The 25,706-nt window shown below is 56.6% G+C and carries 24 protein-coding genes; 16 read left to right on the forward strand and 8 right to left on the reverse strand.

Annotated features, from left to right (window positions below; translation table 11 throughout):
* Positions 1-130: 130 nt before the first annotated feature.
* The 5 genes from MICA_RS00125 (at position 131) to MICA_RS00145 (ending at position 5,776) form a co-directional block, all read left to right on the forward strand.
* On the forward strand, positions 131-1,003 hold the full coding sequence (locus tag MICA_RS00125; protein WP_041793690.1) for a ParA family protein: 873 nt from the start codon (positions 131-133) through the stop codon (positions 1,001-1,003).
* Complete coding sequence (locus MICA_RS00130) at positions 1,000-1,938, forward strand: ParB/RepB/Spo0J family partition protein (protein WP_014101601.1); 939 nt, start codon at positions 1,000-1,002, stop codon at positions 1,936-1,938. Before MICA_RS00125 ends, MICA_RS00130 begins: the two co-directional genes overlap by 4 nt.
* Positions 1,939-2,224: 286 nt before the next feature.
* Entirely contained in the window at positions 2,225-4,309 is a 2,085-nt protein-coding gene (locus tag MICA_RS00135) for a cation:proton antiporter (protein ID WP_014101603.1), read from the forward strand.
* 160 nt (positions 4,310-4,469) lie between these two features.
* Positions 4,470-5,021, forward strand: coding sequence for a TetR/AcrR family transcriptional regulator (locus tag MICA_RS00140; protein WP_014101605.1), 552 nt, complete (start codon positions 4,470-4,472; stop codon positions 5,019-5,021).
* A 212-nt stretch (positions 5,022-5,233) separates the two neighbouring features.
* Complete coding sequence (locus MICA_RS00145) at positions 5,234-5,776, forward strand: carboxymuconolactone decarboxylase family protein (RefSeq protein ID WP_014101606.1); 543 nt, start codon at positions 5,234-5,236, stop codon at positions 5,774-5,776.
* A gap of 106 nt (positions 5,777-5,882) precedes the next feature.
* Here the strand turns inward: MICA_RS00145 and MICA_RS00150 are convergent, their stop codons facing one another.
* The gene (locus tag MICA_RS00150) at positions 5,883-7,586 is read right to left on the reverse strand and encodes a gluzincin family metallopeptidase (protein WP_236619915.1); all 1,704 of its coding nucleotides are present in this window, start codon (positions 7,584-7,586) and stop codon (positions 5,883-5,885) included.
* A gap of 198 nt (positions 7,587-7,784) precedes the next feature.
* Between MICA_RS00150 and leuS the strand changes: the two genes are divergently transcribed.
* The 4 genes from leuS (at position 7,785) to holA (ending at position 13,338) form a co-directional block, all read left to right on the forward strand.
* On the forward strand, positions 7,785-10,328 hold the full coding sequence (leuS, locus tag MICA_RS00155) for a leucine--tRNA ligase (protein ID WP_014101608.1): 2,544 nt from the start codon (positions 7,785-7,787) through the stop codon (positions 10,326-10,328).
* Complete coding sequence (locus tag MICA_RS00160) at positions 10,273-11,502, forward strand: hypothetical protein (RefSeq protein ID WP_236619916.1); 1,230 nt, start codon at positions 10,273-10,275, stop codon at positions 11,500-11,502. Before leuS ends, MICA_RS00160 begins: the two co-directional genes overlap by 56 nt.
* A gap of 40 nt (positions 11,503-11,542) precedes the next feature.
* Positions 11,543-12,112, forward strand: a complete 570-nt coding sequence (gene lptE, locus MICA_RS00165; RefSeq protein ID WP_014101610.1) for an LPS assembly lipoprotein LptE — start codon at positions 11,543-11,545, stop codon at positions 12,110-12,112.
* Positions 12,113-12,312: 200 nt separating this feature from the next.
* Entirely contained in the window at positions 12,313-13,338 is a 1,026-nt protein-coding gene (holA, locus tag MICA_RS00170; protein ID WP_014101611.1) for a DNA polymerase III subunit delta, read from the forward strand.
* A 197-nt stretch (positions 13,339-13,535) separates the two neighbouring features.
* On the opposite strand, the gene MICA_RS00175 is transcribed toward holA, so the two are convergent.
* Positions 13,536-14,081 carry a DUF3576 domain-containing protein gene (locus tag MICA_RS00175; RefSeq protein ID WP_014101612.1) on the reverse strand — a complete coding sequence of 182 codons (546 nt, stop codon included), beginning with the start codon at positions 14,079-14,081 and terminating at the stop codon, positions 13,536-13,538.
* A 420-nt stretch (positions 14,082-14,501) separates the two neighbouring features.
* On the opposite strand from MICA_RS00175, the gene MICA_RS00180 reads away from it, so the two are divergent.
* From MICA_RS00180 to MICA_RS00200, 5 genes are all read left to right on the forward strand, one after another.
* Entirely contained in the window at positions 14,502-15,608 is a 1,107-nt protein-coding gene (locus tag MICA_RS00180) for a porin (RefSeq protein ID WP_014101614.1), read from the forward strand.
* Positions 15,609-16,017: 409 nt separating this feature from the next.
* A complete protein-coding gene (locus tag MICA_RS00185; RefSeq protein WP_014101615.1) occupies positions 16,018-17,115 on the forward strand; it encodes a porin in 1,098 nt (365 codons plus the stop codon).
* A gap of 153 nt (positions 17,116-17,268) precedes the next feature.
* Positions 17,269-17,496 (forward strand): hypothetical protein, encoded by a 228-nt coding sequence (locus MICA_RS00190; RefSeq protein WP_014101616.1) that lies wholly within the window; start codon positions 17,269-17,271, stop codon positions 17,494-17,496.
* 2 nt (positions 17,497-17,498) lie between these two features.
* Positions 17,499-17,876 carry a type II toxin-antitoxin system death-on-curing family toxin gene (locus MICA_RS00195; RefSeq protein WP_014101617.1) on the forward strand — a complete coding sequence of 126 codons (378 nt, stop codon included), beginning with the start codon at positions 17,499-17,501 and terminating at the stop codon, positions 17,874-17,876.
* 12 nt (positions 17,877-17,888) lie between these two features.
* Positions 17,889-18,551 carry a YggS family pyridoxal phosphate-dependent enzyme gene (locus MICA_RS00200; RefSeq protein ID WP_014101618.1) on the forward strand — a complete coding sequence of 221 codons (663 nt, stop codon included), beginning with the start codon at positions 17,889-17,891 and terminating at the stop codon, positions 18,549-18,551.
* Positions 18,552-18,583: 32 nt separating this feature from the next.
* Here the strand turns inward: MICA_RS00200 and MICA_RS00205 are convergent, their stop codons facing one another.
* The gene (locus MICA_RS00205; protein WP_236619917.1) at positions 18,584-19,270 is read right to left on the reverse strand and encodes a hypothetical protein; all 687 of its coding nucleotides are present in this window, start codon (positions 19,268-19,270) and stop codon (positions 18,584-18,586) included.
* Positions 19,271-19,526: 256 nt separating this feature from the next.
* On the opposite strand from MICA_RS00205, the gene MICA_RS00210 reads away from it, so the two are divergent.
* Positions 19,527-20,072 carry a winged helix-turn-helix domain-containing protein gene (locus tag MICA_RS00210; RefSeq protein ID WP_236619918.1) on the forward strand — a complete coding sequence of 182 codons (546 nt, stop codon included), beginning with the start codon at positions 19,527-19,529 and terminating at the stop codon, positions 20,070-20,072.
* A gap of 45 nt (positions 20,073-20,117) precedes the next feature.
* On the opposite strand, the gene MICA_RS00215 is transcribed toward MICA_RS00210, so the two are convergent.
* Together MICA_RS00215 and MICA_RS00220 are read right to left on the reverse strand one after the other, a co-directional pair.
* Positions 20,118-20,690, reverse strand: coding sequence for a hypothetical protein (locus MICA_RS00215; RefSeq protein WP_014101621.1), 573 nt, complete (start codon positions 20,688-20,690; stop codon positions 20,118-20,120).
* A 70-nt stretch (positions 20,691-20,760) separates the two neighbouring features.
* Positions 20,761-21,525 (reverse strand): hypothetical protein, encoded by a 765-nt coding sequence (locus MICA_RS00220; RefSeq protein ID WP_236619919.1) that lies wholly within the window; start codon positions 21,523-21,525, stop codon positions 20,761-20,763.
* 212 nt (positions 21,526-21,737) lie between these two features.
* Here MICA_RS00220 and MICA_RS00225 point away from each other — a divergent pair, with 212 nt between their 5' ends.
* The gene (locus MICA_RS00225) at positions 21,738-22,307 is read left to right on the forward strand and encodes a Smr/MutS family protein (protein ID WP_236619920.1); all 570 of its coding nucleotides are present in this window, start codon (positions 21,738-21,740) and stop codon (positions 22,305-22,307) included.
* A 5-nt stretch (positions 22,308-22,312) separates the two neighbouring features.
* Here the strand turns inward: MICA_RS00225 and MICA_RS00230 are convergent, their stop codons facing one another.
* From MICA_RS00230 to MICA_RS00240, 3 genes are all read right to left on the reverse strand, one after another.
* Positions 22,313-23,443, reverse strand: a complete 1,131-nt coding sequence (locus MICA_RS00230) for a M23 family metallopeptidase (RefSeq protein WP_014101624.1) — start codon at positions 23,441-23,443, stop codon at positions 22,313-22,315.
* Complete coding sequence (locus tag MICA_RS00235) at positions 23,433-24,032, reverse strand: hypothetical protein (protein ID WP_014101625.1); 600 nt, start codon at positions 24,030-24,032, stop codon at positions 23,433-23,435. The genes MICA_RS00230 and MICA_RS00235 overlap by 11 nt, the downstream gene beginning before the upstream one ends.
* Positions 24,033-24,232: 200 nt before the next feature.
* The gene (locus MICA_RS00240) at positions 24,233-25,702 is read right to left on the reverse strand and encodes a RimK family protein (RefSeq protein ID WP_014101626.1); all 1,470 of its coding nucleotides are present in this window, start codon (positions 25,700-25,702) and stop codon (positions 24,233-24,235) included.
* Positions 25,703-25,706 lie beyond the last annotated feature (4 nt).

The following is a 25,706-nucleotide window of genomic DNA, read 5'->3' on the forward strand; positions in this document are numbered from 1 at the left end:
GTTCGGGATGACAGGATTTCGCGTTCTTTGATAAAAATTTCTTGCCAAAAAGTTTGACGATCATCGACTCGTTCGTGCATGATCGGCGCGCTAAAGAACGCCAATTGAACCCCCTTTGAGGAACGTATCAATGACTGAACAGGCTGTTTCGACCCCGAAAATTCCCCGCATCATGGCGGTTGCCAACCAAAAGGGCGGCGTGGGCAAGACCACGACGGCGGTCAATCTGGCCACGGCGATGTGCGCGGTGGGCAAGACGGTGCTGCTGGTTGATCTGGATTCGCAGGGCAATGCCTCTACGGGTCTGGGGATCAAGCGGGTTGATATCCGCCATTCCAGCTATGACGTTCTGTTCGGCGAAGTCGCGGTCGAAGATGCGATCATGCAGACCAAGGTTCCGAACCTGTCCATCGTTCCGTCCTCCATCCATTTGTCCGGGGCGGAGATTGAACTGGTGGATGTTGAGCGCCGCGAATATTGCCTGCGCGATGCGCTGCGCCAGCCACTGCCGTTTGACTATATTATTATTGACTGCGCCCCGTCGCTCAGCCTGCTGACCCTGAATGCGCTGGTCGCGACCGATACGGTTGTGGTTCCGCTGCAATGTGAATTTTATGCGCTGGAAGGTTTGAGCCATCTGGTCAAAACCATCGAACGTGTGCGCAAGGCCTTTAACCCGACGCTGGATATTCATGGCGTTGTGCTGACCATGTATGACCGCCGCAACAACCTGTCCAGCATGGTTGAAAATGATGTGCGTGAATTCTTCGGTGACAAGGTTTACCGCACCGTGATCCCGCGCAACGTTCGTGTGTCCGAGGCCCCGTCCTTTGGCCTGCCGGCGATTGTCTATGATATGAAAAGTCCGGGTGCGACGGCCTATATCCATCTGGCCAGCGAAGTGCTGAAGCGTGAACGTACATTGATGCGCGAAGCGGCCGCCAACGAACAGCAACTTATTGAAAATAAATCGCAAAACACAGAAGTGAAAGGGGCTGCATGATGAGTACAGCACGTCGTGGTCTGGGCCGGGGTCTCTCCGCTCTGTTTGATGATGAAGAATTGGTTGGCCCGTCTGGTGCGTCTGCATCGGCTGCGCCGTCTGCCGCTCCGGCGGCCCCGGCATCGGGCGTGTCCACTGGGCGCGTGACGTTATCCGTGACGCAATTGATCCCGGGTCCGACACAGCCGCGGAATGTTTTTGATGACGCGACGCTGAAGGAACTGGCTGAATCCATTTCCGCGCATGGCGTGTTGCAACCGTTGTTGGTGCGCCCGTCGAAGGTGAAAGCCGGGTCCTATGAAATCATCTGTGGTGAACGCCGCTGGCGCGCATCGCAGAAGGCGGGCCTGCATGACGTGCCGGTGATTATCCGCGATCTGGATGATACGCAGGCGATGGAAATTGCCCTGATCGAAAACATCCAGCGTGAATCGCTGAGTGTTCTGGATGAGGCCGAAGCCTATATCCGCCTGATGAACGAATTTGGTCACACGCAGGAAAAGCTGGCCGGTGTTGTCGGCAAAAGCCGCAGCCACATCGCCAACACGATCCGCCTGATGGGTCTGCCGGAAAATGTTCGCAAGCTGATCGCCAAGGACATGTTGACCGCCGGCCATGCCCGCGCCCTGATCACCGCCGCCGATCCGGAAGGCTTGGCCCGCGTGGTGGTGGAGAAGGGTCTGTCGGTTCGTGAAACCGAACGTCTGGCCGCATCCGCCGAAGGCAAAACCGGAAGTGCAAAAGCCAAAGCGGCGAAGCCGGTGAAGGACGTCGACACGCGTGCTTTGGAACAAGACATCACCGAACGCCTCGGCATGAAAATGTCGATCGATCTGAAAAGCGCGACCAAGGGCACGGTGAAGATCAAGTTTGATGACCTGGATCAGCTGGATATCATTGTGCAAAAACTGGTCGCTGCCGGTGGACGCATTTAAAAAACACCAATAACCACGGGGGTTTTTGCGCGCCCGTGGAATTCAAAAATTTGTGCAAGAAGGGTGCAGCATAAAATCTGCGCCCTTCTTTTTTGGCCCGTTATTATTGGGTTTTTGAGTGTTTCGCCGCGCAAAAGACCCGTAAATCATCGTTTTTGAGGGGTTTTCCACAACCATTATTCTAAATAATACAAATAATATCAGTGCGTTACACTTTTTCCTGTGCATCGCACAAGAATGGGAGTAGAGGATTGCCCAGTTCTGAAAAAAACAGGATCCCTCTCAAATGGTACTGAATATTACATCTGCGTTAGCCTTGTTTGTCCTGATTGCGATTTCGACCGTGATCTTCTTCGCCTCCAAGCGGATCAAAATTCCTTATACGGTGTTGCTGGTCGCGGTGGGCGTGTTGCTGGTTCCCATTGTGAACCTGCCTTATCTCAACTCTGTGTTCGGCTTTTTGGGCGATATGGTCCTCACGCCCGAACTGCTCTTCTTCATCTTCCTGCCGGTTCTGATTTTTGAATCCGGCTTCAACATGAATATGCGCCGCATGCTGGACAGCGCGTGGGCGATTTCATTGCTGGCCGTGGTCGGGATGGTGATTTCCACGATTACGGTTGCGACCTTGTTGTACTTTGCCCTGCCGCTGGTGGGGATTGAAATTCCATTCATGCTGGCGCTGGTGTTTGGCGCGGTGATTTCGCCGACCGATCCGGTGGCTGTGCTGGCCATCTTCAAGGAATGTCACGTGCCGCGTCGTCTGGGGCTGGTGTTCGAAGGCGAAAGCCTGCTGAATGATGGGACGGCGGTGGCGCTGTTTATGGTGTTGCTGGGTGTGGCCACAACGGGCTTCCACGGCAGCGAAACAATCATACACGGCACGTTCGAATTCATCAGCATGATGGTTCTGGGTGTGGGGCTGGGGCTGGTGATGGCCGCCATCTTTACCCGGGCTTTGCGCTATACAAAGAAAAATGAATTTGTGACTGTGACGCTGATCCTGATTTCCGCGCATCTGGTGTTTATCACCTGTGAACTGATCAACCACAGCGGCGTGGTCCATATCTCGTCGATTATCGCGACGACGGTGGCTGCGTTGTTTATGGGGAACTATTCCCGCAACACGCTGCACCCCGAAGTGGATGAGTATCTGGGTAAGCTGATCGAACACATGGCCTTCGTTGTGAATTCGCTGGTGTTCCTGATGGCGGGCCTGTTGTTCGCCAGTTCGGGTGTGGCGCTGGCGGAATTGTGGTTGCCGATTATTGTCACCGTGCTGGTGGTGGCGTTCTCGCGGATTGTGGCGGTTTATGCCATCACAACCCCGCTGAACCTGAGCAAGGTCGAGGCCCCGATTCCGGCCGCCTGGGAAAAATTGCTGGCCTGGGGCAGTTTGCGCGGGGCGTTGTCGATCATTATCGTCACGCTGATCCCGGCGGATTTCACGGTCCCGGGCTGGGCCTTGCCCTATACGCCGCAGGAATTCCTGTTGGCCCTGACCATCGGATGCATTCTGGCGACCTTGTTTATCAAGGCCCCGCTGATCGTGCCGATCATGAAAAAGCTGAAGGTCACGGATGAAAACCCGCTGAAAAAAGCGCACGAAGCCGATCTGGGGATCTATTACCTTCAGACCGAACGCGCGCGCCTGGTGAAACACTATGAAAAGGGCTTCGTCCGTCCCGAGCACTTCGATGCGATGATGCAGCGGCTGGAGCAAAAACTGGCCGAAGCCGAAGCCCTGCGGGCGGATCTGGTGAAGGCCCATGGCCGCATCATTTTCGACCAGTCCCTGCATCTGGCGATGGTTCACGTTGAAAAAACGGCGTTGAAAAACCTGTTCATCAACGAAGAGGTGAGCGAGCAGACCTATCGCCGCCTGTACAGCAAATTGTGCCTGCAACAGGAAAAGATCGAACAGGCCCGCCACGATGAAATCGATCCGCGCGCCTATACCGACCGCAAGGACGTGTTCGACAAGCTGGTGGCGCTGGTGAATATGCCGTTTGACCGCAATCGCGGCCTGATCACCCCGGCCCAGCGTCTGGAATATTACCGCGCCCAGATGATCATGGCCCGCAAGGCGGTTCAGACCATCGAATGCATGCAGACCGAACATGGCAACCCGGTGTTCCTGCCGGAATCCTATGATCAGGTTCTGGCCCTGTACCGCCAATACAAAAAACGCTCCGGCGAAAAGGCGGATAACATGGTCGCGGAATACAAGGATGAATTGCTGCCCTATTTGCACAAGCTGGCGGAGCGGTCCTTGTTCGCCTCGGGCGGCCGGGCGCTGGACTACCTGCATGACAAGGGTTTGGTGGACGAACATGTCATGCATGATCTGCGCGCGCATTTCTCTGTCTAAGGCATTGATTGCAAATCAAAGAAAAGGGCGCGGGGTTTTCCGCGCCCTTTTTGTTTGCACGGACATTCGGCGGTTGCGCGGGCCGTGTTGGAAAAGCCCTTGACTCTTTTTGTACCGACTGGTATATCTATATATAGATAGAATAAAACGAGGCCAACAAATGTCCGATATGCGCGAACAAGTATTAAGAGTAGCCGGGGAGCTGACGCAGGCGCGTGGTTTCAACGGGTTCAGCTATATCGATTTATCGGACGCCGTTGGCATAAAAACCTCCAGCATCCATTATTATTTCAAGAAGAAGGATGATCTGGCTGTGGCCCTGATCGAGCGCCAGCGCAAGATCGTTGGTGAAAAACTGGCGGCGATTGATGTGGTACAAATGTCGCCACAAGCGTCATTGCAGGCTTTGGGTGACTTATTCAAAAGCTTCATCACCGGACGGCAGGATAATTTCTGCCTGTGCGGCATGCTGGCCGCAGAATTTGCGGCCATGAATGATGCGGCCCGTGCGGCCCTAAAGGCCTATTTCGATGATATGCGCGGCTGGCTGGCCGGGCAATTTGTGCGGCTGGATCCATCCATTCCATCCGATCAGGCGCAGGCCAAAGCGCTGTGCTTTATCGGTGCGCTGGAAGGGGTGTTGCTGATCGCGCGGCTGGAGAATAACCCGGCCCTGATTGATCAGGCGATTGCCCCTTTTCTACACCCCTAGACGTCATCCCGGCGAAGGCCGGGATCCATAGGATAGATTGTATGGACACCGGCCTGCGCCGGTGTGACGAAAAAGAAGAGATTACAAAGTTTCGGGCAGATAGAAAGTGATGATGACCACGCATTTTTTCTCCCTCCCTGAATATCTATCTTTATATAGATAGAATTTGAAGATGACTGTGCATTGAAACCCAAAACCCAAAGGAGACGATCATGACCATTCAACTCATCAATCCCGATACCGCCACGGGCAATGTTGCAACATTACTGGCGGGGGCCAAGGCCAAGCTGGGCATGGTGCCCAACATGTTCCGCGTCATCGCCAATGCCCCGAAAGTGCTGGAGGGGTATTTCGCCTTCTCTGGCATCGTTGGCAACACGCTGAACGGCAAGGCCCGCGAACAATTGGCCATCGCCTTGGCCAGCAGCAATGATTGCGGCTATTGCCTGAGCGCCCACACGGCCCTGGGCCGCATGGCCGGTGTTGGCGCGGATGACCTGCGCTCGGCCCAAAGCGGCACGGTGTCCGACCCGAAAACCCAGGCGATGATTGACTTCGCGCTGGAGGTCAACCGCACCCATGGCGAAAATATGCAGTCCGGCGTCGCCGCCGCCCGTGACGCGGGCTTAAGCGATGAAGAATTGCTGGAAATCATCGCCAATGTTGCGCTGAACATCTTCACCAACGCGGTGAACGGCGTGGCGGAAACAGAGATCGATTTCCCGAAGGTGGAAATCATCAAAAAAGCCGCATAAAATCGGCATTTTAACGTCGTACAGAGCGCGTGAAAAGACCACATTCACGCGCTCTGTCGCATCCACCTGAAACTCCCTCTCCCTGCGGGAGAGGGGAGGGGTGGGATTATTTGTGGTTTGAATTTGGGGCGGGGTTTTGCTGCACTTTATTGTGCGGGCTTGTGCCCGGTTCCGCCAACCGCCCCAGACGGTCGAGATAGGCGCGCATACTGGGTCGTGTGCCCGCGGCCATTTCCAGCAGGATTAGCGGGCGGAAGCGTCCGGCCTGGGCGAAGACACGATCTTCGATGAAATTGGCGTAGGGGCGCAAATAATCGGCCAATGTTGCAACATTTTGATCCAGATCCGGCGTGTCCCGCGCCAGCGCATCATGCAGAGCCGACGCCGCAATCGCACCCGTCTGATAGGCCCAGAAATAACCCATCTGGCGGTCAAACCAATGGCTTTCCGCCACCATGAAATCATCGGGATCATGCGACTGGCCGGTGAATTGCTGCATCGTTTCGGCCCAGAAGGTGGGCAGGTCGGCGACCTTCATCTCCCCATCAAGGATTTTGCGTTCGGCCAGCACGCGCCAAACCATGTTCGGCGGCAAGGCTAGCTCGCTGGTGCCCCAATTCATGTCGTGCGGATCGGGGCGCGTGGCCAGAGCGTGCAAATTTTCGGGTGTCCATTCCGGCCCGTCCATCTGCAAAATGCTGCGGATCAAAGGCGCAGCAATATCGAAGAACCGCTTCTTATACCCCGCTTGCTCAAAGAACATCGCGGCGGCTTCGTGGGTGTTGTACCCGTTCACACGCCCCACGGGTTGCGATTTCACGGCATCGGGCAGGCGGTTCAGCGCCAGCAGATACAGCAAATGCCCGCATTCATGCATGGCGTTGCTCAGGCCCCGGATGACATCATCCTCATAACATTCAATCGCCAGTTTGATGCGGTTGGGCGTGCCCCAGCAAAACCCGTTGGGCAGGGTGGTAAAATCAATCTCGATATCATGGTGGTCCAGCTGATTTTGGTCCCATCCCCCCGCATCCAGAAACGCGTTCAGGACATGACGGAATAATTTTTGCTGCAGCTCTTCCGCAACATCGGGCAGGGGCAAAGGTGGCGGGGCATCGCGCAATTTCTGCGCCAAACCCTGTAAATTATGGGGGTAACGCGTTTTGGCCGATTCAATGGCGCGGTCAATATCGCTGTTGCGGGTGTGCGGATTCCATTCATCCAGCAACACCTCCGACACCGCCACGCCCAGCCGCCGGGCGGGCTCCGTCGCCAATTGGCGGCGTAAGGAGAAAATGTTTTCAAGGATCGGTTGCTGTGCCTGCCACGCGGCGCGGGCACCGTCGCGTTCGGACACTTCAAACGTCTCCAACCACTGGGATTCCGAGTGTTTTAACGCATCTTCCAGCGCATCAATCAATTCCGGATGGGTCAGGCCGGATGATAAATCATGCAGCCGCCGCATTTCCTGTAAATTCGCCTGATCCCAGTCGGGCAAAGCCTGTGCGATGGTATCCGCGTGATCCAGCAATGTGTCGACATGGTACCGGTCACTGTTCAACAGGCGGAACTGGTTATGCCGCCGCCCCTTAATGTCGGCGACGATGGAATCCAGCGCCTCGTTTGATGCCAGCCACTTCTCGGCCTGTAGAATATCAATCTGGTCGGACTCGCTCTGCCACGCCCCGAAAATACGGCGCAGGCGGTCATAGGCCTGCAAGGCTTCTTCTGTCGTTGGGGGCGTGTTGGTCAACGCCAGTGTCGTCCGTTCCGGCTCTACCCCGAACAGGCGCAAAACATTCTCCGCCACGCGCCGCCACACAGCCCGCAGGAAAAAGATCGTTCGTGGTGTTTCACCCTCAGGACGCATGGGTTTTGATCACTCCATCAGCGCCTGATTGTCTTTGAAAACATTGAAAAAATGGATAATAGTGGTCCGGCGTATGGCGCAGCGGCTTGTATGGCGCGCGCCTGTTATGATTTACCCTGCATTATCAACGAGATAGCGATGAGCAAATACAATATCCGCGACACCGAAGCCAAATGGCGCAAAACCTGGGAAGACCGTGCGTCCTTCGCCAGCGCGGAGGATAAGGGCCAAAAGAAATACTACGTCCTGGAAATGTTCCCGTATCCGTCGGGGCGGATTCACATGGGGCACGTGCGGAATTACACGTTGGGCGACGTTGTGGCGCGCTATCGCAAGGCACAGGGTTTTAACGTCATTCACCCGATGGGGTGGGATGCGTTCGGTCTGCCGGCGGAAAACGCGGCAATGGAACGTGGCGAACATCCGGGTACATGGACCTACGCGAATATTGCGGTGATGCGCGACCAGCTGAAATCCATGGGCCTGTCGATTGATTGGAGCCGGGAGGTCGCGACCTGCCACCCGGGGTATTACAAACACGAACAGAAGATGTTCCTGGAGTTCTATCGCAAGGGCTTGGCCTATCGCAAAGAAAGCTGGGTCAACTGGGACCCGGTCGACAACACCGTTCTGGCCAACGAACAGGTGGTGGATGGCAAGGGCTGGCGCACCGGGGCCCCGGTGGAACGCCGTAAATTGTCGCAATGGTTCCTGAAAATCACTGATTACGCGGAAGATTTGCTGCAGGGGATCCAGACACTGGATCGCTGGCCGGAGAAGGTTCGGATTATGCAGGAAAACTGGATCGGCAAGTCCCAAGGCCTGCAATTCAAATTCGATCTGGTCGGGTCCGATCAACAGATCGAGGTATACACAACCCGTCCGGACACGCTGTTCGGTGCGTCGTTCGTGGGTTTGTCCCCGAACCACCCGATGGCGGCGCAACTGGCCGGATCGCACCCGGACTATGAATCCTTCATGGCCAAGGTGCAGCAAGGCGGCACGTCCGAAGCGGCGATTGAACAGGGTGATAAATTCGGTCTGGACACTGGCGCGAAGGTCAAACACCCGTTGATTCCGGGCGTGGAATTGCCGGTCTATCTGGCTAACTTCATCCTGATGGATTACGGCACGGGGGCCATTTTCGGCTGCCCGGCGCATGACCAACGTGACTTTGACTTCGCAACAAAATACGGCTTGTCGATTACGCGTGTCATCAGCGGAGAGGGCGATTTGCCCTATACGGGCGATGGCGTTTTGGTCAATTCCGACTTCCTGAATGGCATGAGCGTGGATGCAGCAAAATCCGAAGTGATCAAGCGCATGGAGGCCGATAAACGCGGCTTTGGCACCACGCAATATCGTTTGCGCGACTGGGGTATTTCACGCCAGCGTTATTGGGGCTGCCCGATCCCGATGATCCATTGCGGGGATTGCGGCATCGTTCCGGTACCGGATGCCCAGCTGCCTGTCACCCTGCCGGATGATGTGACGTTTGATAAGCCGGGCAACCCGCTGGCGCACCATCCGACATGGAAAAATTGTGCATGCCCGTCCTGTGGCAAACCCGCCCAGCGCGAAACCGACACGTTCGACACGTTCTTTGAATCCAGCTGGTATTTCGCGCGTTATTGCGACCCGCGCAATGAAAACGAAGCGTTTTCGCGTGAAAAAGCGGGCTACTGGCTGCCTGTCGATCAATATATCGGCGGGGTGGAACATGCCGTGCTGCACCTTCTTTATTCCCGTTTCTTCACCCGTGCGTTGAAGGATTGTGGGTATCTGGATGTGGCTGAACCCTTCGCGGGCCTGTTTACGCAAGGCATGGTGACCCATGCCACGTACAAGGATGCGGACGGCAAATGGATGTTGCCCGATGATGCGGTCGAAGACGGCAAAGGCGGGTTTAAACACGCCAAAACCGGCGCGCCCGTGACACAAGGCCGCATTGAAAAAATGTCGAAATCCAAGAAAAACGTGGTCGATCCGGAAGTGATTTTGGGCACCTATGGTGCCGATGCGGCCCGTTTGTTCATCCTGTCGGATTCCCCGCCTGAGCGCGATCTGGAATGGACCGATGCCGGGGTGGAAGGGTCATGGCGCTTCGTCAACCGTGTTCACCGTATGGTGGATGAATTGCTGGCCACACTGCCGGCTGCAAAAACGGCCGCGCCATCGGCGTTCAGTGATGCGGCGACGGAATTGCGCCGCGCATCCCACGGCGTTATGGCCGGGGTGGCGACGGATATTGAGGCCTTCCACCTGAACAAGGCGGTGGCGCGTATTCGTGAATTGTCCAACACGATTGGGTCGTTCAAGGCCAATGATGCCGCCGACCACTGGGCTCTGCGCGAAGCGGTGGAAACATTGATTCAATGTATGAACCCGATGATGCCGCATCTGGCCGAAGAATTGTGGGCGGCGCTGGGGCATACCACCTTGCTGGTGGACACGCCGTGGCCAAAGGCCGATCCGGTTTTGCTGCAATCCGACACCGTGACCATCGCGGTGCAGGTGAATGGCAAAATGCGGGCGACCATTACGTTGCCGAAAGACGCGGACAAGGCCCATGCCGAACAAACCGCGCTGAACGACGCCAACGTGCAAAAAGCGCTGGAGGGTAAAGATGTCCGCAAAATCATCATCGTCCCGAACCGGATCGTCAATGTGGTGGTCGGTTAAGACGGGTGCTCTGATCGGGCTTCTGGCCCTGTTCTGTCCTCCGGCGATGGCTGGCGGGCTGGAACAGGGGCGGTGGTCCACGCCTGTGGGTGGTGATCTGGTGCAGGTGTATCAGGTCCCCCCGCGGCAAAGCACATCCTTTGCCCTGAACCGCACGCATTACGATGTGGCGGAACAAATGTTCATTCTGGATATGGCGGAACTTCCTGCCCATGTGAACGAAGCCGCCCCGCCCAAGCCCGAAGATTTGCGCCACATGGCGTTTTTGCTGCGCCTTGTGACGCAGCAAAGCCAATGGCTGACGACCGAGCAGGGGCGCGATTTGTTCAACGCCGATGTCTTGCCGTTGCCCCCTTTTGGGGCGGCGTTTGCCCTGTCGCTGGAGGATCTGCGCGCGGGCACGGCGTCCCCCGTGGAACAACCCTATGGTGCCCTGGGTCTGGTGCCCGTGTTGCAGGAAACGCAGGGCAAACAAATGCGCCTGTGGCCACCGGGAATGGCGGATCAAACGGGTGGCACCATCGGGTTTGATGTGCGTGATGATGCGGGAACTGTGCTGGCCTCATTCCGCGCGGAATTTATCAATCAACCGCTGACCTATCGCGGGGTGTGGTCGCCGGATGGGCGCTGGGTGTTCCTGCCTTTGCCGCAGCGGGCCAAAACGGAATGGGTGGCGGCCATGGGGGCCTTTGCCACGCGGGATATTCTGGTGCTGGGGCCGTTTGAAACCACGCGGTCGCGCGAGGCCATTCGCATCGAACTGCGCGATCGTGCGGCGAAGGATGGGCGCGCCTCCCGCGCGGCGGATTTTGCGGCGGGCAAGATGACGGCGGATGAGTTTTTTGGCCCCGCGCTGAATGATGCGCGGGCGCGGGTGCAACGTTGCGCCGATCTGCGTGATGCGGTCGGCCCGATTTATGCGCTGAGCATCAAAAAGGCAAAAGATGCCCGCCCGCTTTACCCGCCTGGGGATGGGGATCGCCTGCCCGTGGGGCAATTATTCACCATGACGCTGGATGCGGAAAAAGTGCGGGGCAAGGTGGTTGTGGCGGGTCTGGACCCGGCGGCGGCCCCGGCCATTGCGGCCTTTGCCGCGGATCAGGGCTGGACGAACGATGTCCAAACCGTCATGGTTCACATCACGGACGGGGTTTTGACATTGAAATGCCCGTAAGGGGTTTGTGGTCGGAATGACAGGAATAGGGGAATAAAACGTGCGCTTGTTTGGATTGATGCTGGTTTCTGTTTTGGTCGCATTGAGCGTGTCTGCCTGCGGGTTCCGGCCCATGTATGGCACGGCGGCGATCCCGTCAGGCGCGCGCGTGGCCCTGAATGATGTGGCGATCAGCAATATCCCCGACCGTTCCGGCCAGCAATTGCGCAACGCGTTGATCGACCGGTTTTATGCCGAAGGCCGCCCGGCCGATGCACGCTATCGCCTTGATATTGCACCGATTCAGGAAATAAAAACCGAACTGGATGTGACCAAAAGCGCCGATACGACGCGGGCCCAACTTCGCCTGCGCACCACGATGGTGCTGGTCGACGGGCTCACGGGCCAGCCTGTGTTGGAGCGCGCGTTGTCAACGATCACCAGCTACAACGTTCTGGGCAGCCAGTTCTCGACCCGCGTGACCGAACAAAACGCCCGTGATAACGGCCTCAAAGATCTGTCCCGTCAGATTGAACAGGCCGTGGTCTTGTACATGAACCGCACCCCGCAGCAAAAAACGCCGTATGAAGCACAGGCGGTTGAAGGTGTGCGGTATAAGATTTTGCCTTAGACCCTTTTCGCTTTAACTGGGGTGCGTTCCCCCTCCCAGAGGGAGGGGGTTAGGGGGAGGGGTTCGGAATGTGAGCTTCTTTAATCAGTATCTTACCCCCTCACCCCAACCCTCTCCCCATGGGAGAGGGGGTGTTTAGAGCGCATTTGGAACGACGGGAAAACCTTGACCCAACCCGCTGCTTCCGACAGGATCGGCCCATGAAACTCACCTTTCGCCAGATTGAACCCTTTGTGAAATCCCCGGACCCTGCGGCCCGGGTGGTGTTGGTGTTTGGCCCGGACGAAGGGTTGATGAAGGAGCGTGCCGCCCTGATCGGTAAAACGGTCGTGGCGGATTTGAATGATCCGTTCAATGTTGCGGTGTTGAATGCGGATTCTCTGGGGTCTGACCCCGCGCGCCTGAATGACGAGGCGCGCGCCATTTCCATGATGGGCGGCAACCGCCTGATCCGGATTGAAAGCGGGGCGGACAGCCTGACCCCGTTGATTAAAGAATACCTGGCCGATCCATCACCCACGGCTTTGGTGGTGATTGAGGGGGGTGATCTTTCGACCCGCTCATCCCTGCGCAAGCTGGTGGAATCTGCAAAAAATGCGGCGGCGTTGCCGTGCTATGTGGCCGAGGCGCGCGATGTGTCCGGCTTGATCCGCGAAATGCTGCAGGATGCGGGCTTGCGCATTGATAACGATGCCAGTGCATGGCTGGCGCAGCAATTGACGGGTGACCGCTTGCTGGCGCGGGCCGAAATTGAAAAATTGATCACCTACATGATCTCCGCCCCCGATAAATCCGTGCATCTGGACGATGTAATCGCCTGTTGCGGACAGGGCGGGGCAAAATCGCTGGATGATTTGATTTTTGCGACCTTGGGCGGGGATACCGAAGCCGCCTTGCGCACCTTTCGTCAATTGCTGGATGAGGGCACGGCGATCATTGCCATGCTGCGGTCCCTGCAAAACCATGTCCGCCGCCTGCATCTGGCCCGTGTGGCCATGGATCAGGGTGCCAATGCGAAGGAGGCGATGGACAGCCTCAATCCCAAAATCTTCTTCAAGTGGGAAGATTCCTTCCGCGGCCAGTTGATGCGGTTTAGCACGGCGCGGCTAGATACGATTATGCAGCGTTTGATGCGGCTGGAAGCGGACTGCAAGCAAACCGGAACCCCGGATGAATTGGTCACCGCGCAAGCCCTTCTGTCCATCAGCGCGGCGGCCAGACGGTAATCCCCGCTATTTTCTTTAGGCAGCATCCCCGCGAAAGCGGGGATCCATGGCATTTATCCGTTCGCTTCCATGGATCCCCGTTTTCACGGGGATGCCAGTGGAGGGGGCGGGGCCAACAACAAAAAAGCCCCACCATCACGGCGGGGCTTTTCCTTTATTCTCCGATCATCCCTTCATCGGATCATCCGTTCATCCCCTTAATCCTTTGCCAAGTGCTCAACGCGCATTTGACGGGCGCGGGTCAGGATGGCGTCTTCAACCTGGCGGCCGGTTTCAATGCTGGCCGGGGCATCGCGCCACTCATTGCCCTTGCGCACCTGCCGGAACACTTTCACCTGAATGCCGTCGGAACGCAGCTGGCGGTCCAGAATAAAGACGTTCAGCTTGATACGCTCGCCCGGTGTTTCCGCCGGGGTGTACCAGTCGGTCAGGATCACGCCGCCAAACGGATCGGCGCTGGCCAGCGGCATAAAGGACACGGTGTCCAACGCGGCGCGCCACAGATAGCTGTTGACGGTCACGCCATCGGCCCCGGTCGTGTCGGCTTTCTTCTTGCCCAGCAGGCTGATGCCGCCATCGCCAAAGATGCTTTGGCTGTCGCTATAGATATCGTTCTGGTCCACTTTGGTGTTGCGGTCCATCCCCGTCGGGTATTTGGCCTCACCCTTCGGTACGGAAGAGCAGGCGGATACGGCCGCAACGGCCATCAAGGACAGGGTTAAAACCAGAAAACGCGATGTCATGCGGGGAAACCTCTTTATATATAAGAACGTGCCTGATGATTTAGCATGCGGGGCAGCAACCCTCAAGCGTGGGGTTGGTTGATGGTGTTTCTTCTCCCGTTGTCACCTTTTGTCATTCCCGCGAAAGCGGGAATCCATTGTGAGCATCCCCAAAATCCCATGGATTCCCGCTTTCGCGGGAATGACGATGATGGGTGCTTTGTTTTATCACATTGAAAAACAATAATAATTTTTCAATGTGGCAAAAACGCCACACTCAAACCCCGAAATGTGGCTTCTGTGCACTTCTGTCGTTGAAAACCTGACCCTCTGGTGACATCCTTATGCCCATACGTGCCGTCCGGCATGGGGATCAGTGCGAATTGATAACCTTGAATCCGAACGGATGCGATTTTTTGTGAAACTGGAGGAACTATCCAAATGAAAAATATCCTGATGATGACCGTTGCTGTTGGTGCACTGGCTTTCGCTGCTGCTCCTGCAATGGCACAAGACGGCGGCGTTGATCTGAGCATCGCTGGCCACATGAAAGGCTACGTAACCTGGAACGACCAAGATGAAGCTGCTGGCCAACCGGACGCTCGCTCGGTTGACATCCTGCGTGAAACCGAAATTCACTTCACCGGCGAAACCACGCTGGACAACGGCCTGACCGTTGGTTTCCACACGGAACTGGAAGATGACCTGGGTGATGGCTTTGCTACGGAAGAAAGCTATGCTTACTTCGCTGGCAACTGGGGCCGCGTAAACTTCGGTGCTGAAGATGGCGCTGGCTACTTGCTGCAAGTTGCTGCTCCGTCCGCTGACTCGAACGTTGACGGTATCCGTCAGTACATCAGCGCGTTCAACACGACCGTTGCTGGCGTTGCTGCTGGTGCAACCGGCGCCCTGGATTATGACATGGCTCCGACCGCAGCTGCTGACAAAATCACCTACATTTCCCCGAACTTCAATGGCTTCCAAGCTGGTGTGTCTTACACGCCGGACGTAGAAGATGTTGCTGGTACGGCTCTGGGTTCCCGCTCCTTGGGCGTGTCCACGGATGACGTGAACGATGCTCTGGGCCAAGCCTATGAAGCCGCTGTTCGTTACGAAGGTAACTTCGACGCGTTCCGTCTGGCCGTTGGCGCTGGCTATGCTCAAGTTGAAGTTGAGCAAGAAACCGCCGCTTCTGACGACGTTCAAACCTGGAACGTTGGTGCAAACGTTGGCTTCGGCGCGTTTAACGTTGGTGCAGTATACTTCGACGGCGAAAACACCGCCGGCACGAAAGATGCTGACACAGACGGTTTCGTTGTTGGTGTTGACTACACGACCGGCCCGTTCGTTATCGGCGCTTCCTACTACAACGCTGACGACATCGACGGTGTTGCTAACGTAGACGCTGAGCGTTATTCCGGTGGCGTAACCTATAACTACGGCCCGGGCATGTCCTTCCGTGGTTCCGTACACCACGTACAATATGACCAAGTTGGTGGCGACGTAGACGGTACGTCCCTGCTGCTGGGTACGCAAATCAACTTCTAATCTTCGGATTGGATGATGAATTGGGAAGGGGGGCCTCACGGCCTCCCTTCTTTTTTGTTGTGATCACGGGGTTGTCCTTGATGATCGGCATTTAAAGATCCTCACCCCAACCCTCTCCCAAAGGGAGAGGGCCCGCCCCTTCCTTTTGTCATCCCGAACGCATGTGAGGGATCTCCCCTTCGAGGAAGAGGAGATCCCTCGTCGCGCGCTTTTGCTTCGCTACAGCGCGGCTCTGTCGGGATGACAAGGGGTGGGAATGGTGTCAATAAACCCTTCAGCCAATACGAAAAACACACCTGTATATCAAAGGGATAGGAGGCTTTCATGGACTGGACAGAGGGGGGCACGGATGGCATCCTTATGCCTTAAACGAATCAGTCTTTCTTTACTTCGGGGACCACTTAACATCATGAAAAAAATTCTTCTCTCCGCTTTGGTTGCGGGTTCAACATTCGCCGCGGTACCGTCCGCGATGGCGCAGGACAATGCCATTGATCTGGGCATTGGCGGTTTTATGCGCGGCTATGTGGCTGTCCATGATCAGGATGATATGCCGGGCAACGAATCCCGCACCTTCGACATCCTGCGCGATACCGAAGTGCATTTTAAAGGCAAAACCACACTGGATAATGGCCTGACCGTCGGGTTCCACACGGAAATCCGTAACGATCTGGGTGATGGTTCTGCGGTTGATGAATCCTACGTCTATTTCTCCGGCGATTGGGGTCGCATCAATTTTGGTGCTGAAGATGGTGGCGCTTATTTGCTGCAAGTTGCGGCTCCGGCAGCGGATTCCAACATTGACGGTGTTCGCCAATATCTCAACCCGATCAACTATGACACGTTGACGAACGGTGCGTTGGGAACCGGGTTCCAGATTGATTACGCCACCAACTCCTCGGGTAAATCGGACAAGATCACCTATACCACGCCGAAATTCTCTGGTTTGCAGGTCGCAGCGTCCTACACACCGGATGTTAGCGGAACGTCCCGTTCCCTCGGCGTTGCTGAAGATGACGAGCTGGATGATCGTGGCTCTGCCTATGAAATCGGTGCGCGTTATGAACGCGAAATCGGTGATTTCAACATCCTGCTGGGTGCTGGTTATGTGACCGTCGATGTCGAACAGAAATCGGCAGCCAGTGATGATCTGAAATCCTGGAACGCGGCGGCTGTTCTGGGCTGGAAAAACTTCCAATTCGGTGCTGTCTATTTCGATGAAGAAAACGTCGACACCGACGCCAACGAAAACCATGACGGGTTCGTCATCGGTGCCGATTACACCATGGGCCTGTGGGTTCTGGGTGCATCCTACCTGAACGGCACGTATGAAGAACTGGCTGCGAATGAGGGTGATACCGAACGTTACAGCCTCGGTCTGACCTATAACTACGGCCCGGGCATGTCCTTCCGCGGTTCTGTTCACCATGTTGAACACGAATTTGGCGGCGCCATCGGCGATCGCGACGCCACCAGCTTGTTGCTGGGGACGCAAATCAACTTCTGATCTTCGGGTTGGATAAGGAATTGAAAAGGGGGCTACAAAGCCCCCTTTTTTTGTTCAATATCAAATTGTTAGACTATTCCATAGTCAAAAACTTGATAAATCATGATACATCAAGATATAATGGGGGGAGCCAAGGAAAAGGAAAATTGTACCATGACCCAAACCCGTGAAAAATTTGCAACGCAGGTGGATGCCGTCTTGCTGGCGGATGTGCGTGATCTGGCCCGGGCCGAGGGGCGGCAGTTGCAGGCGCTGGTGGATGAGGCTTTGGCTGATTTGATTGAAAAACATCGGAATGCCAAAGCGCGTCCCCATGTCATGGCGGCCTATATGGGCTCGCATGCTCCCTATGCCGGGCTTTATAAAAAGCTGGCTGAATAATCATGGCTGATTATTTGACGGTTGCCGACGTGATGGCGATTCACGCGGATCAAATTCTGCGTTATGGCGGTGGCGAAGGTATTCGCGATCCGGGATTGCTTGAAGCGGCGCTGTTTCGTCCACAAACCGGATATTATGCCGACATCGTCGCCGAAGCGGCGGCGTTGTGGGAGAGTCTGTCTCAAAACCACCCGTTTATTGACGGCAACAAGCGAACGGCGTTCGCTTGTACATACACGTTTCTGGTGATCAATGGTTATCGGATGACGGCCAACGGTGATGACATTTATGCCTTTATGATTGACCTTTACCAACGGGCGGATTTTTCACTCAACCATCTGGATTCATGGTTACGCAAGAACACAGCGGCCATAGATTAGTGCAATTAGTGCATGGAAACAATTAGAGTCGTCCAAACCCGCATTGAAACCGCCGCCCGTGCCAGTGGGCGCGATGGGGTGTCTGTGCAGTTGGTTGCGGTCAGTAAAAACCAGCCGGATGATAAGATTGATGCGGCTTTGCGCGCGGGCCTGCGCGTGTTCGGTGAAAACCGGGTACAGGAGGCGCAGAAGCGGTGGGGCCGCCACCATGCGGAGGGGCGACGCGCGCTTTATCCGGATATGTCCCTGCATCTGATCGGTCCCCTGCAAACGAACAAGGTGCGTGATGCGGTGGCGTTGTTTGATGTCATCGAAACGGTGGACCGCCCTAAACTGGCCCAAGCGCTGGCAACGGAAATGCAGGCGCAAAAACGGTCATTACCCTGTTTTATTCAGGTGAATACAGGCGATGAAGCGCAAAAATCCGGGTGTTCTGTAGCGGATGTGCCGGATTTGTTGCAATTCTGTCGTGATCTGGGCCTGAATGTCACCGGATTGATGTGTATTCCCCCCGTTGACGTCGATCCGGCACCGCATTTTCAGCTTTTGCGCGATCTGTCCGGGCGCTGTGGCCTGTCCAATCTCAGCATGGGGATGTCAGCTGATTTTGAAACCGCCATCGCCTATGGGGCCACGCATGTGCGTGTGGGATCGGCGTTGTTCGGGGCGCGGTGAGTTTTCTAACCACGGATCAACACAAAGTGGGCTTACTCGTTAAATTTCCACACTTGTCGCTTCACGGCATGGCCTGCCGCAGGGGCGATATCGCCCAGCGATGCGGCGCTCTCATACTGTTGGGTCGCATGAAAGGCGAGCAGGGTTTCCGGTGTTGGCGGTGTCAGCGGGGCGGTTGCGGCCTGATCCAGCTGGGCCAGCGATGTCTGGCTGGCGGATTGTGTTGGCGTTGATGGTGGTGGGTTTGCAATCGGTTCATCTTTCAATGCGGCCATGGCGTGTTCGTCAATCGTGGCCCCGGTTTCTTCGGCGACGATCACATTCACCAGACCGGCGGCGGCCCCCACGGCCCCGCCAAACAAGGCCCCGCCGAAAATGCGGCCAGAGGGGCGGATTGTGTCGCCGGTGATTTCGCGATAGGCCGTGCCGACCAGCGGAATATGCTGCAGCGGGTTGATGATGTCGATCAGGTCGCCAAAGCCAAACGGTTCCTCGCCCTGCAGCGCGGGGTTGATGCTGTGATCAGATTGATAGGCCAGCGCACCATCGACGCGGGGGTCCATCGGTCCGGCTCCGGTCAGGGTGGCCAGTGTTTCTTCCTGCGCCGTTTGGGGCATGCCCCAGACCGGAATGGACCCGGCCATGCGATCATTGCCCTGATCCATGCGAAAGACGGGGCGAGGCTTTGCCGCGGCGTAGGAACCTGAAGAAACGGCCACGCCCGCTTGTCCCCGCGGGGAGGAGGCCGCAGGTGCAAGGGGCGTGGCAATCGTGTCAGGCACCATCATGGGGAGAAACTTTTTCCAGTTCGTTCAGTCATCACCCCATGATTTTGCAAGTCCTGTGCCGCAGGTGTGAAGTGGTAACATATTGTTATAAAAAGATAATCTTTTGGACAGGGTGGGTCAAACAGGGGGTGGCTGTCCAATTTTGCCCGGCGTTTTGTTCCGCCCCGGTTTCTGGCATGATACGGGCATGACCCAGAATATTTCATCACCCATGCCGCCATCTTCGACTCCGCTCTCCGTCCGTGTGCCACCATCCCTGCCGGCGCGTGTGGGGGATGTTCTGGTGCGTGCGGCGGCCCGTTATGGTGTGAGCGTAACGGTGACGACCATGCCCGCTGATATCGACCTGAGCGATATGCTGGACGGGTCGCGGCGTGTGCGGTTGGGGTTGGTGCTGGATATGATCCGGCGGCACAGCGTTACGGGGCCCGCCCCGGCCATTCTGGGCATGTTTGAATTTTTGTCCGCCGATCTGGCGCTGCGGGGTGCGGATGGGATTGTGACGCGCCTGACCGAGAAGGAGCGTGATCTTCTGTCGGTCTTACTGGCCGCGCGCGGTGCGGCGGTGGCGCGGGATGTCTTGCTGGACCGGGTCTGGGGCTTTGCGCCGGGTGTGGAAACCCACACGCTGGAAACGCATATTTATCGCCTGCGGCAAAAACTGGAAACCGACCCGGCTGCCCCGGTGATCCTGACGACCGATGGGGATGGGTATCGGTTGATTGTGGGGTAAGTCCTTTTGGTGTTCGCTTGCGCGGGAATGCTAAAAAAGCTGTTTTTACGGTGTTAAAATCAAATCCACCGCCGCGCGCAGGCTTTGCAGGAAGGTGTCCGCTTTCTTGATGGTCAGGGTGCCGACGCCACGTCCGGCCAGTGTTTCCAGATCGCTCATCAACCGTTGAATTGTTCGGATTTCATCCGGGCTCAGCTCCACCTTTGGACCGGTTGGGGTTGGTGGCGGCGGCGGGGCCGTATCGCTGATGGAGATGGAAGGGCTGCCCTGTCGCGCTGTGTTTTGATAGGCGTGTGCCGCCATCGATGCCTGTTGCGCCACTTGTGTGGGTGGGGGCGCATCCGGCGCCGGGGTGGCCGGCATGGCGGCGGGGGTCGTCTGTGGCGGTGTTGGAACCGCCGTGCCCGCCTGAATCAATAAATCGCGCAGAAAAACATACAGTGCCGATACGGACACATGCGCATCATCACCAAATGAAAACTCATCGCTTTCATCTTTGTGCTCGTCTTTCTTTTTCCCGTGCCCGCGATCGTCGTCATGGCGGATGCCCAGCCATGAATCGGCATGCTCGGTCGTGCGGAATGTGGTGCGGAAAACACCGTCCAGTTTTGAATCCATCGCGCCAAAAAGCCTTAAAAAATCATCGTTATAACAGATTTATTATAACGTGTTTTGGGCGCGCGCGTCATTATTCCTTGCTGAACAGCAACATCAGCTCGCGTTCACGGCTGCTGACATAGCCGGGGGAGACATCTTCCCACAGGAGGATGTCCTCCTCGTCTTCTTTCCACAGGGCCAGAACCACGGGGCTGGCCACCATCGGAAACAGGGGAACGCCGGACACTTCCATTGGGGCCTTGCCGTCGGCTTCCTTGGCGAAGGCGACAATCTCCGCGCGGATCAGGCGTTTATCGTTACTGGTGCGGATGCGCATCAGACTTTTGATCCGGTCATATTTCGCATCATCCAGCGGGAATGTCATGGTCGGCTTGACCCCCGTCACAATCACAGCCAGCCATAAATCACCGACATTGAACGGAAAATAAAGCGGGTCGGCCATCGCGGGCAGGGTGAGAACCATGCGGCGGGGCTTGGCGGGCGTTTTGCCATCGGCTTCGCTGGCTTCGAAAAGTTGCAATGTGGCGGGGCTTTTGATCGTCAGCGGTGTGCGTTCGACATAGAAATTCAAAAACCCCTGCTGCAGGCGCAGCGTTCCCTGCTGAACAATTTCATTGCGCTGGCTGGGCTTTGCGTTTTTATAGGCTTCGGTCGGTGTGATCCAGGTGCGGAAATCCGGCAGTGTGTCGGTCAGGCGATAAAACGCAAACGCGGCCTTTTCGCTTTCGCTGTAGGCGCGCATCAAATCGTCCTGCGCATGGGCGGTGCGATGGGGCGTGGCCAACGCCAGCAACACCATGACAAAAGAAAGAAAGCGCAAGGCAGATACGAACATCAACGGGATTTCCAAAACCGGATCCGGAACCGGACCGGGGCAGGGTGTGGTGGGACAGTGTCTATCCCATGATGCTATAATCTCTTTTATAATCTCTGAATACAACTGGGATATGTATGATTATGGCGAAAAAACCGCCCCCGCCCCCCGCGTCCGAAACCCCGGGGCAAACTGGGGAAAAACATAAGAAAAACCCCAAAGAAAACAGGGGTTTGAGTGATGAGGATCAAGGGCTGTGGGCCTATGTCCTGCGCGATGTTTTACCTCTGCCCGGAAAGCGCGCAAAACCGGCCGCACCGGCGGCTGATCATACGCCTGCACACGGGGTGTCTTCTCCCCAGACCACCGTCGGTCCGAGTCCGGCCCCTGCGTTATCTCCGCCCGCGGTCAGGACGGATTTGTCCCCCGGGTCGGGGTTGGATCGCCGGAATGCCAATCGTTTGCGCAAAGGGCAGATGGTGATTGAAGGGCGGCTGGATTTGCATGGCTTGCGGCAGGCCGAGGCGCAGGCGCGCCTGACGCAGTTTTTACTGTCGGCGCATGCGGCGGGGAAACGCTGCGTGCTGGTGATTACCGGCAAGGGCAATTCGAAAATGCAGGCGGATACGGACGATGGCCGGCCCGGCTGGATGCGCAATGAACCGGGTGTCCTGCGCCAGAATTTGCCCGCATGGCTGCGGCAGGACCCGTTGCGCGCCATTGTGCTGGAGATGAGTGCGGCGACGCCGCGCGATGGCGGCTCGGGGGCGTTTTATATCCTGTTGCGCCGGGACAGGGGGTAGAGCGTTCAAGGCTCCACTGAAGTCACGGTGACCATGCGTTCCAGCGCGCGTGAAATGGTGTCGGTGGTGACACCATCCCCGGCACGTTCCAGCGTCAGCGTGCCCGTGTACGGCCCGGGCATCAAGGTGCCGCGCACTTTACGGCCGACATAGTAAAATTGCCGGGCGCGGGTTTTATCCTGTGTGATGGCGCGGCTGGCGAAAACGCGGCCCAGCGGATCGGTGATGGTCATGTGGATCACATCCCCCTCACGCACCCCGTAAATCCCGACCCAGAAGGACAAGGCAGGGGCATCGGCCCGCACGGTGGCGGCCCCGGTCGCATCAATGCGTAAACCGTCCAGAACCGGTTCCCCCGGCGTAAATCCACCCGCATACAGGGCGACAGGTTCATAGGGCAGGGTTAATCCCATCAACCACAAAGGCTGGGGCGTGCCGCCGCATCCTCCGTCGATGGCTTCACCGCTGAACGGGTCGATGATTGTGCCGCCTTTAAACAGGCTGAAATGCAAATGCGGAAATTCCGCTGCGCCGGATTGCCCAATCTCGCCAATCCGTTCACCCGCGCGCACGGGCTGGTTCGGCTTGACCGTAATGCTGCCCTTTTTCATGTGGCAGGAAATGCTCTGCCAGCCATTGCCGTGATCGATCAATACGCCATTGCCGCATCCAAGATTAGAGGACAGCATGGTTTGAATTTGTTCGCCCGTGGGTTGCTGGTCTTCTTGCCCATCGCGCACGCGCACGACGCGGCCATTGGCGGCGGCGACGACGCCGACACCAATATCCATGGCGACGCGGTCACGAATGGCGAAATCGGTGCCGTCATGCCCGTCATAGGTGCGCGGGCCGCAGGTGTAATCACGGGCGCTGTCCTTTTCGGTGTCGGTGTCGATGTAATTGACAACCCAGCAATCGGTCCCCAGCGCGCAGGCCGCCGGCATCATCAATTGCGGCGGGCCGGACGGTGTGGGGGTTGGGGTTTGCGCCTTGGATGGGGTTTGCACCATTGTGGGACCCGGAATCTTTTCTTCGATGGCCGGTTCCTGTTCGGCGGGCAGGGATGTCTGCGCCCAGACAGGCGCGCCAAAACAGCACGAAAGGGTGAGAACAGCGATAAGAAGCTTAAAAGCCATGATCCATCAGGTTCGGATTGAGTTTGCGAATAATCGCCACATGCTGGGCCAGCGGCGCAGGCATGGTATCAGCCTTCAGGGCGTCAAGGCCACGCAAAATCTGCGGGCGGTGACGATTGATCCGGTCCTGCGCCGGACCCATCCCTTCAGAAAGATAGGTTGGATTCATAAGCTGGTAATGGCGCGCGATCAGCGCACTGGCCATGGCTTCTTTTGTGCGGGAATTGAGCGCGCGCGCCAGCAGGGGGCCCACGCCACTGTGCAACAACGCCATTTTTTGCGCATCGTAAAAAGCGCGTGTCAATGCGGACCAGCCATATGTGCTTGTGTAGGGCCACGTGGCGTTCACGAACAAGGCAGTGGCACTGGGCATCCGGTCCACGCCATCATTGATTGACAAGAGCAACCGCGCCGCCATCGCCTGCTCGTGCAAATGCAGTTCCAGATGCTCAAGACGTTTCATCAGATCGCCAGGATTGCTGCGCGTGTAATAGGTCACGCCCGCATCATGTGCGGCGACAAAGGCATCGCGCAAAGATGGATGATCGGGCAGACCTGATTTTTTAAACACGGCCAGCGCTTTGGACATGCGTGAATATCAATCAATAAAAGGGTTTAGGGTTGCCGGGCACAGTAGGGGGTGCGGGTCGGGCTGTCAAATTTGGGGGGTCCTTACCATTCGTCACCCCGGCGAAGGCCGGGGTCCATACAGACCATCCTATGGATACCGGCCTTCGCCGGTATGACGAGATGATGAGAGGTGGCGTGTTCAGGCGTGTTTGCGGCGCATCATTCCGCTTCGATGAGCGTAATAAAATGCTGCATGATCTTGCGGTACAGGGCGTCGCCCAGATAGCCGTCTTCGACCCCGGAATCGATGCTGGGGTTGTCGTTGACCTCGATCACGTATACGCCGTCCTTGGTTTCCTTTAAATCAACGCCATACAGGCCTTTGCCGATCAAATTGGCGGCCTTGGTGGCGATTTTGACGACTTTTTCCGGGGCTTCTTCAATTGGGATGGTGATATGGTCGCCATCCTGGAAATTATGCTCGTCCAGATGCTGATAAATCTGCCAGTGGCCTTTGGCCATGAAATATTTACAGGCGAAAATCGCCTCGCCATTCAGCACGCCGATGCGCCAGTCGAAATCCGACTGGATAAATTCCTGCGCCAGAATGACTTCCGATTTTTTCAAAAGGTCGCGGGCCATGCGGTCGAAATCGTCCGGCGTTTCCGCCTTGACCACGCCCTGGCTGAATGCGCCGTCAGGGATTTTTAGCACTGCGGGATAGGTCAGCGTATCGCGGATTTTGCGCTCTGTGCGCTTGTCGATAATCGTGGTTTTGGGGATCGGTACTTTGTTCGCGCTCAACAATTCAAACAAAAACACCTTGTTACAGCAGCGGATAATGGATTGCGGATCGTCAATGACCGGGATGCCTTCGCTCTCGGCCTTGTTGGCCAGACGATAGGTGTGGTGATTGATGGCCGTTGTTTCGCGGATAAACAGCGCGTCATATTCCAAAATCGATGCGGAATCGTGTTTGGTGATAAATTCCACCGACAGGTTCAGATCCTTGCCCGCCTTGACGAATTTTTGCAGGGCCTTTTTATCCGATGGCGGATGTTGTTCGTCGGGATCATGCAAAATACCGATCCAGTATTTTTCCTTCTTCCCGTTATTCGTGCTGCTCCACGCCGAACCGGTGAATTTCTCCAGCGCGTCGGCCATGAAGGACATCTTCTCATCCGGGATGTCGGACAAGGCCAGCGGTTCGATATTCTTCACTTCCCATTTCTTGCCGTAGTGCAATTCAATGGCCAGCAAAGGAAAGCGGAACAGGTCAAAGGCGCGGCGTGCAACCGCGTCCAGTTTCGGGTGCGATGTGCGGCCAAAATACACGTAATATGTGCGTTCCAGCGGTTCATCCGCCGGTTCCTTGAACACGCGGTCCAGAACGCCATTCAATTCCGGCAAGGCGGATTGGTAGTTACGTTTCCAGTTGAGCTGGATCATATGCGACACGGACGGGATGCAGCGCATATTGCGCGCCTCCGCCAGCAGGGAGCAGTAATAGCCCTTGCTCATATATTCGTAATCGCTGCAGAGATTGATCACCTTGACGCGCTGGCAATGGTGTAAATCGATGCCATGCAGGCGATTGGCGATGAAATCATCCGGCGTCACGATCACGCGATCCGGGTGGTCCGGGATCGTTTCGCGGGCTTCGTCGGTGATTAAAATATATTTCAGCACGTGG

The sequence above is a fragment of the Micavibrio aeruginosavorus ARL-13 genome, assembly GCF_000226315.1.
In the GTDB taxonomy this organism is placed as follows: domain Bacteria; phylum Pseudomonadota; class Alphaproteobacteria; order Micavibrionales; family Micavibrionaceae; genus Micavibrio; species Micavibrio aeruginosavorus_B.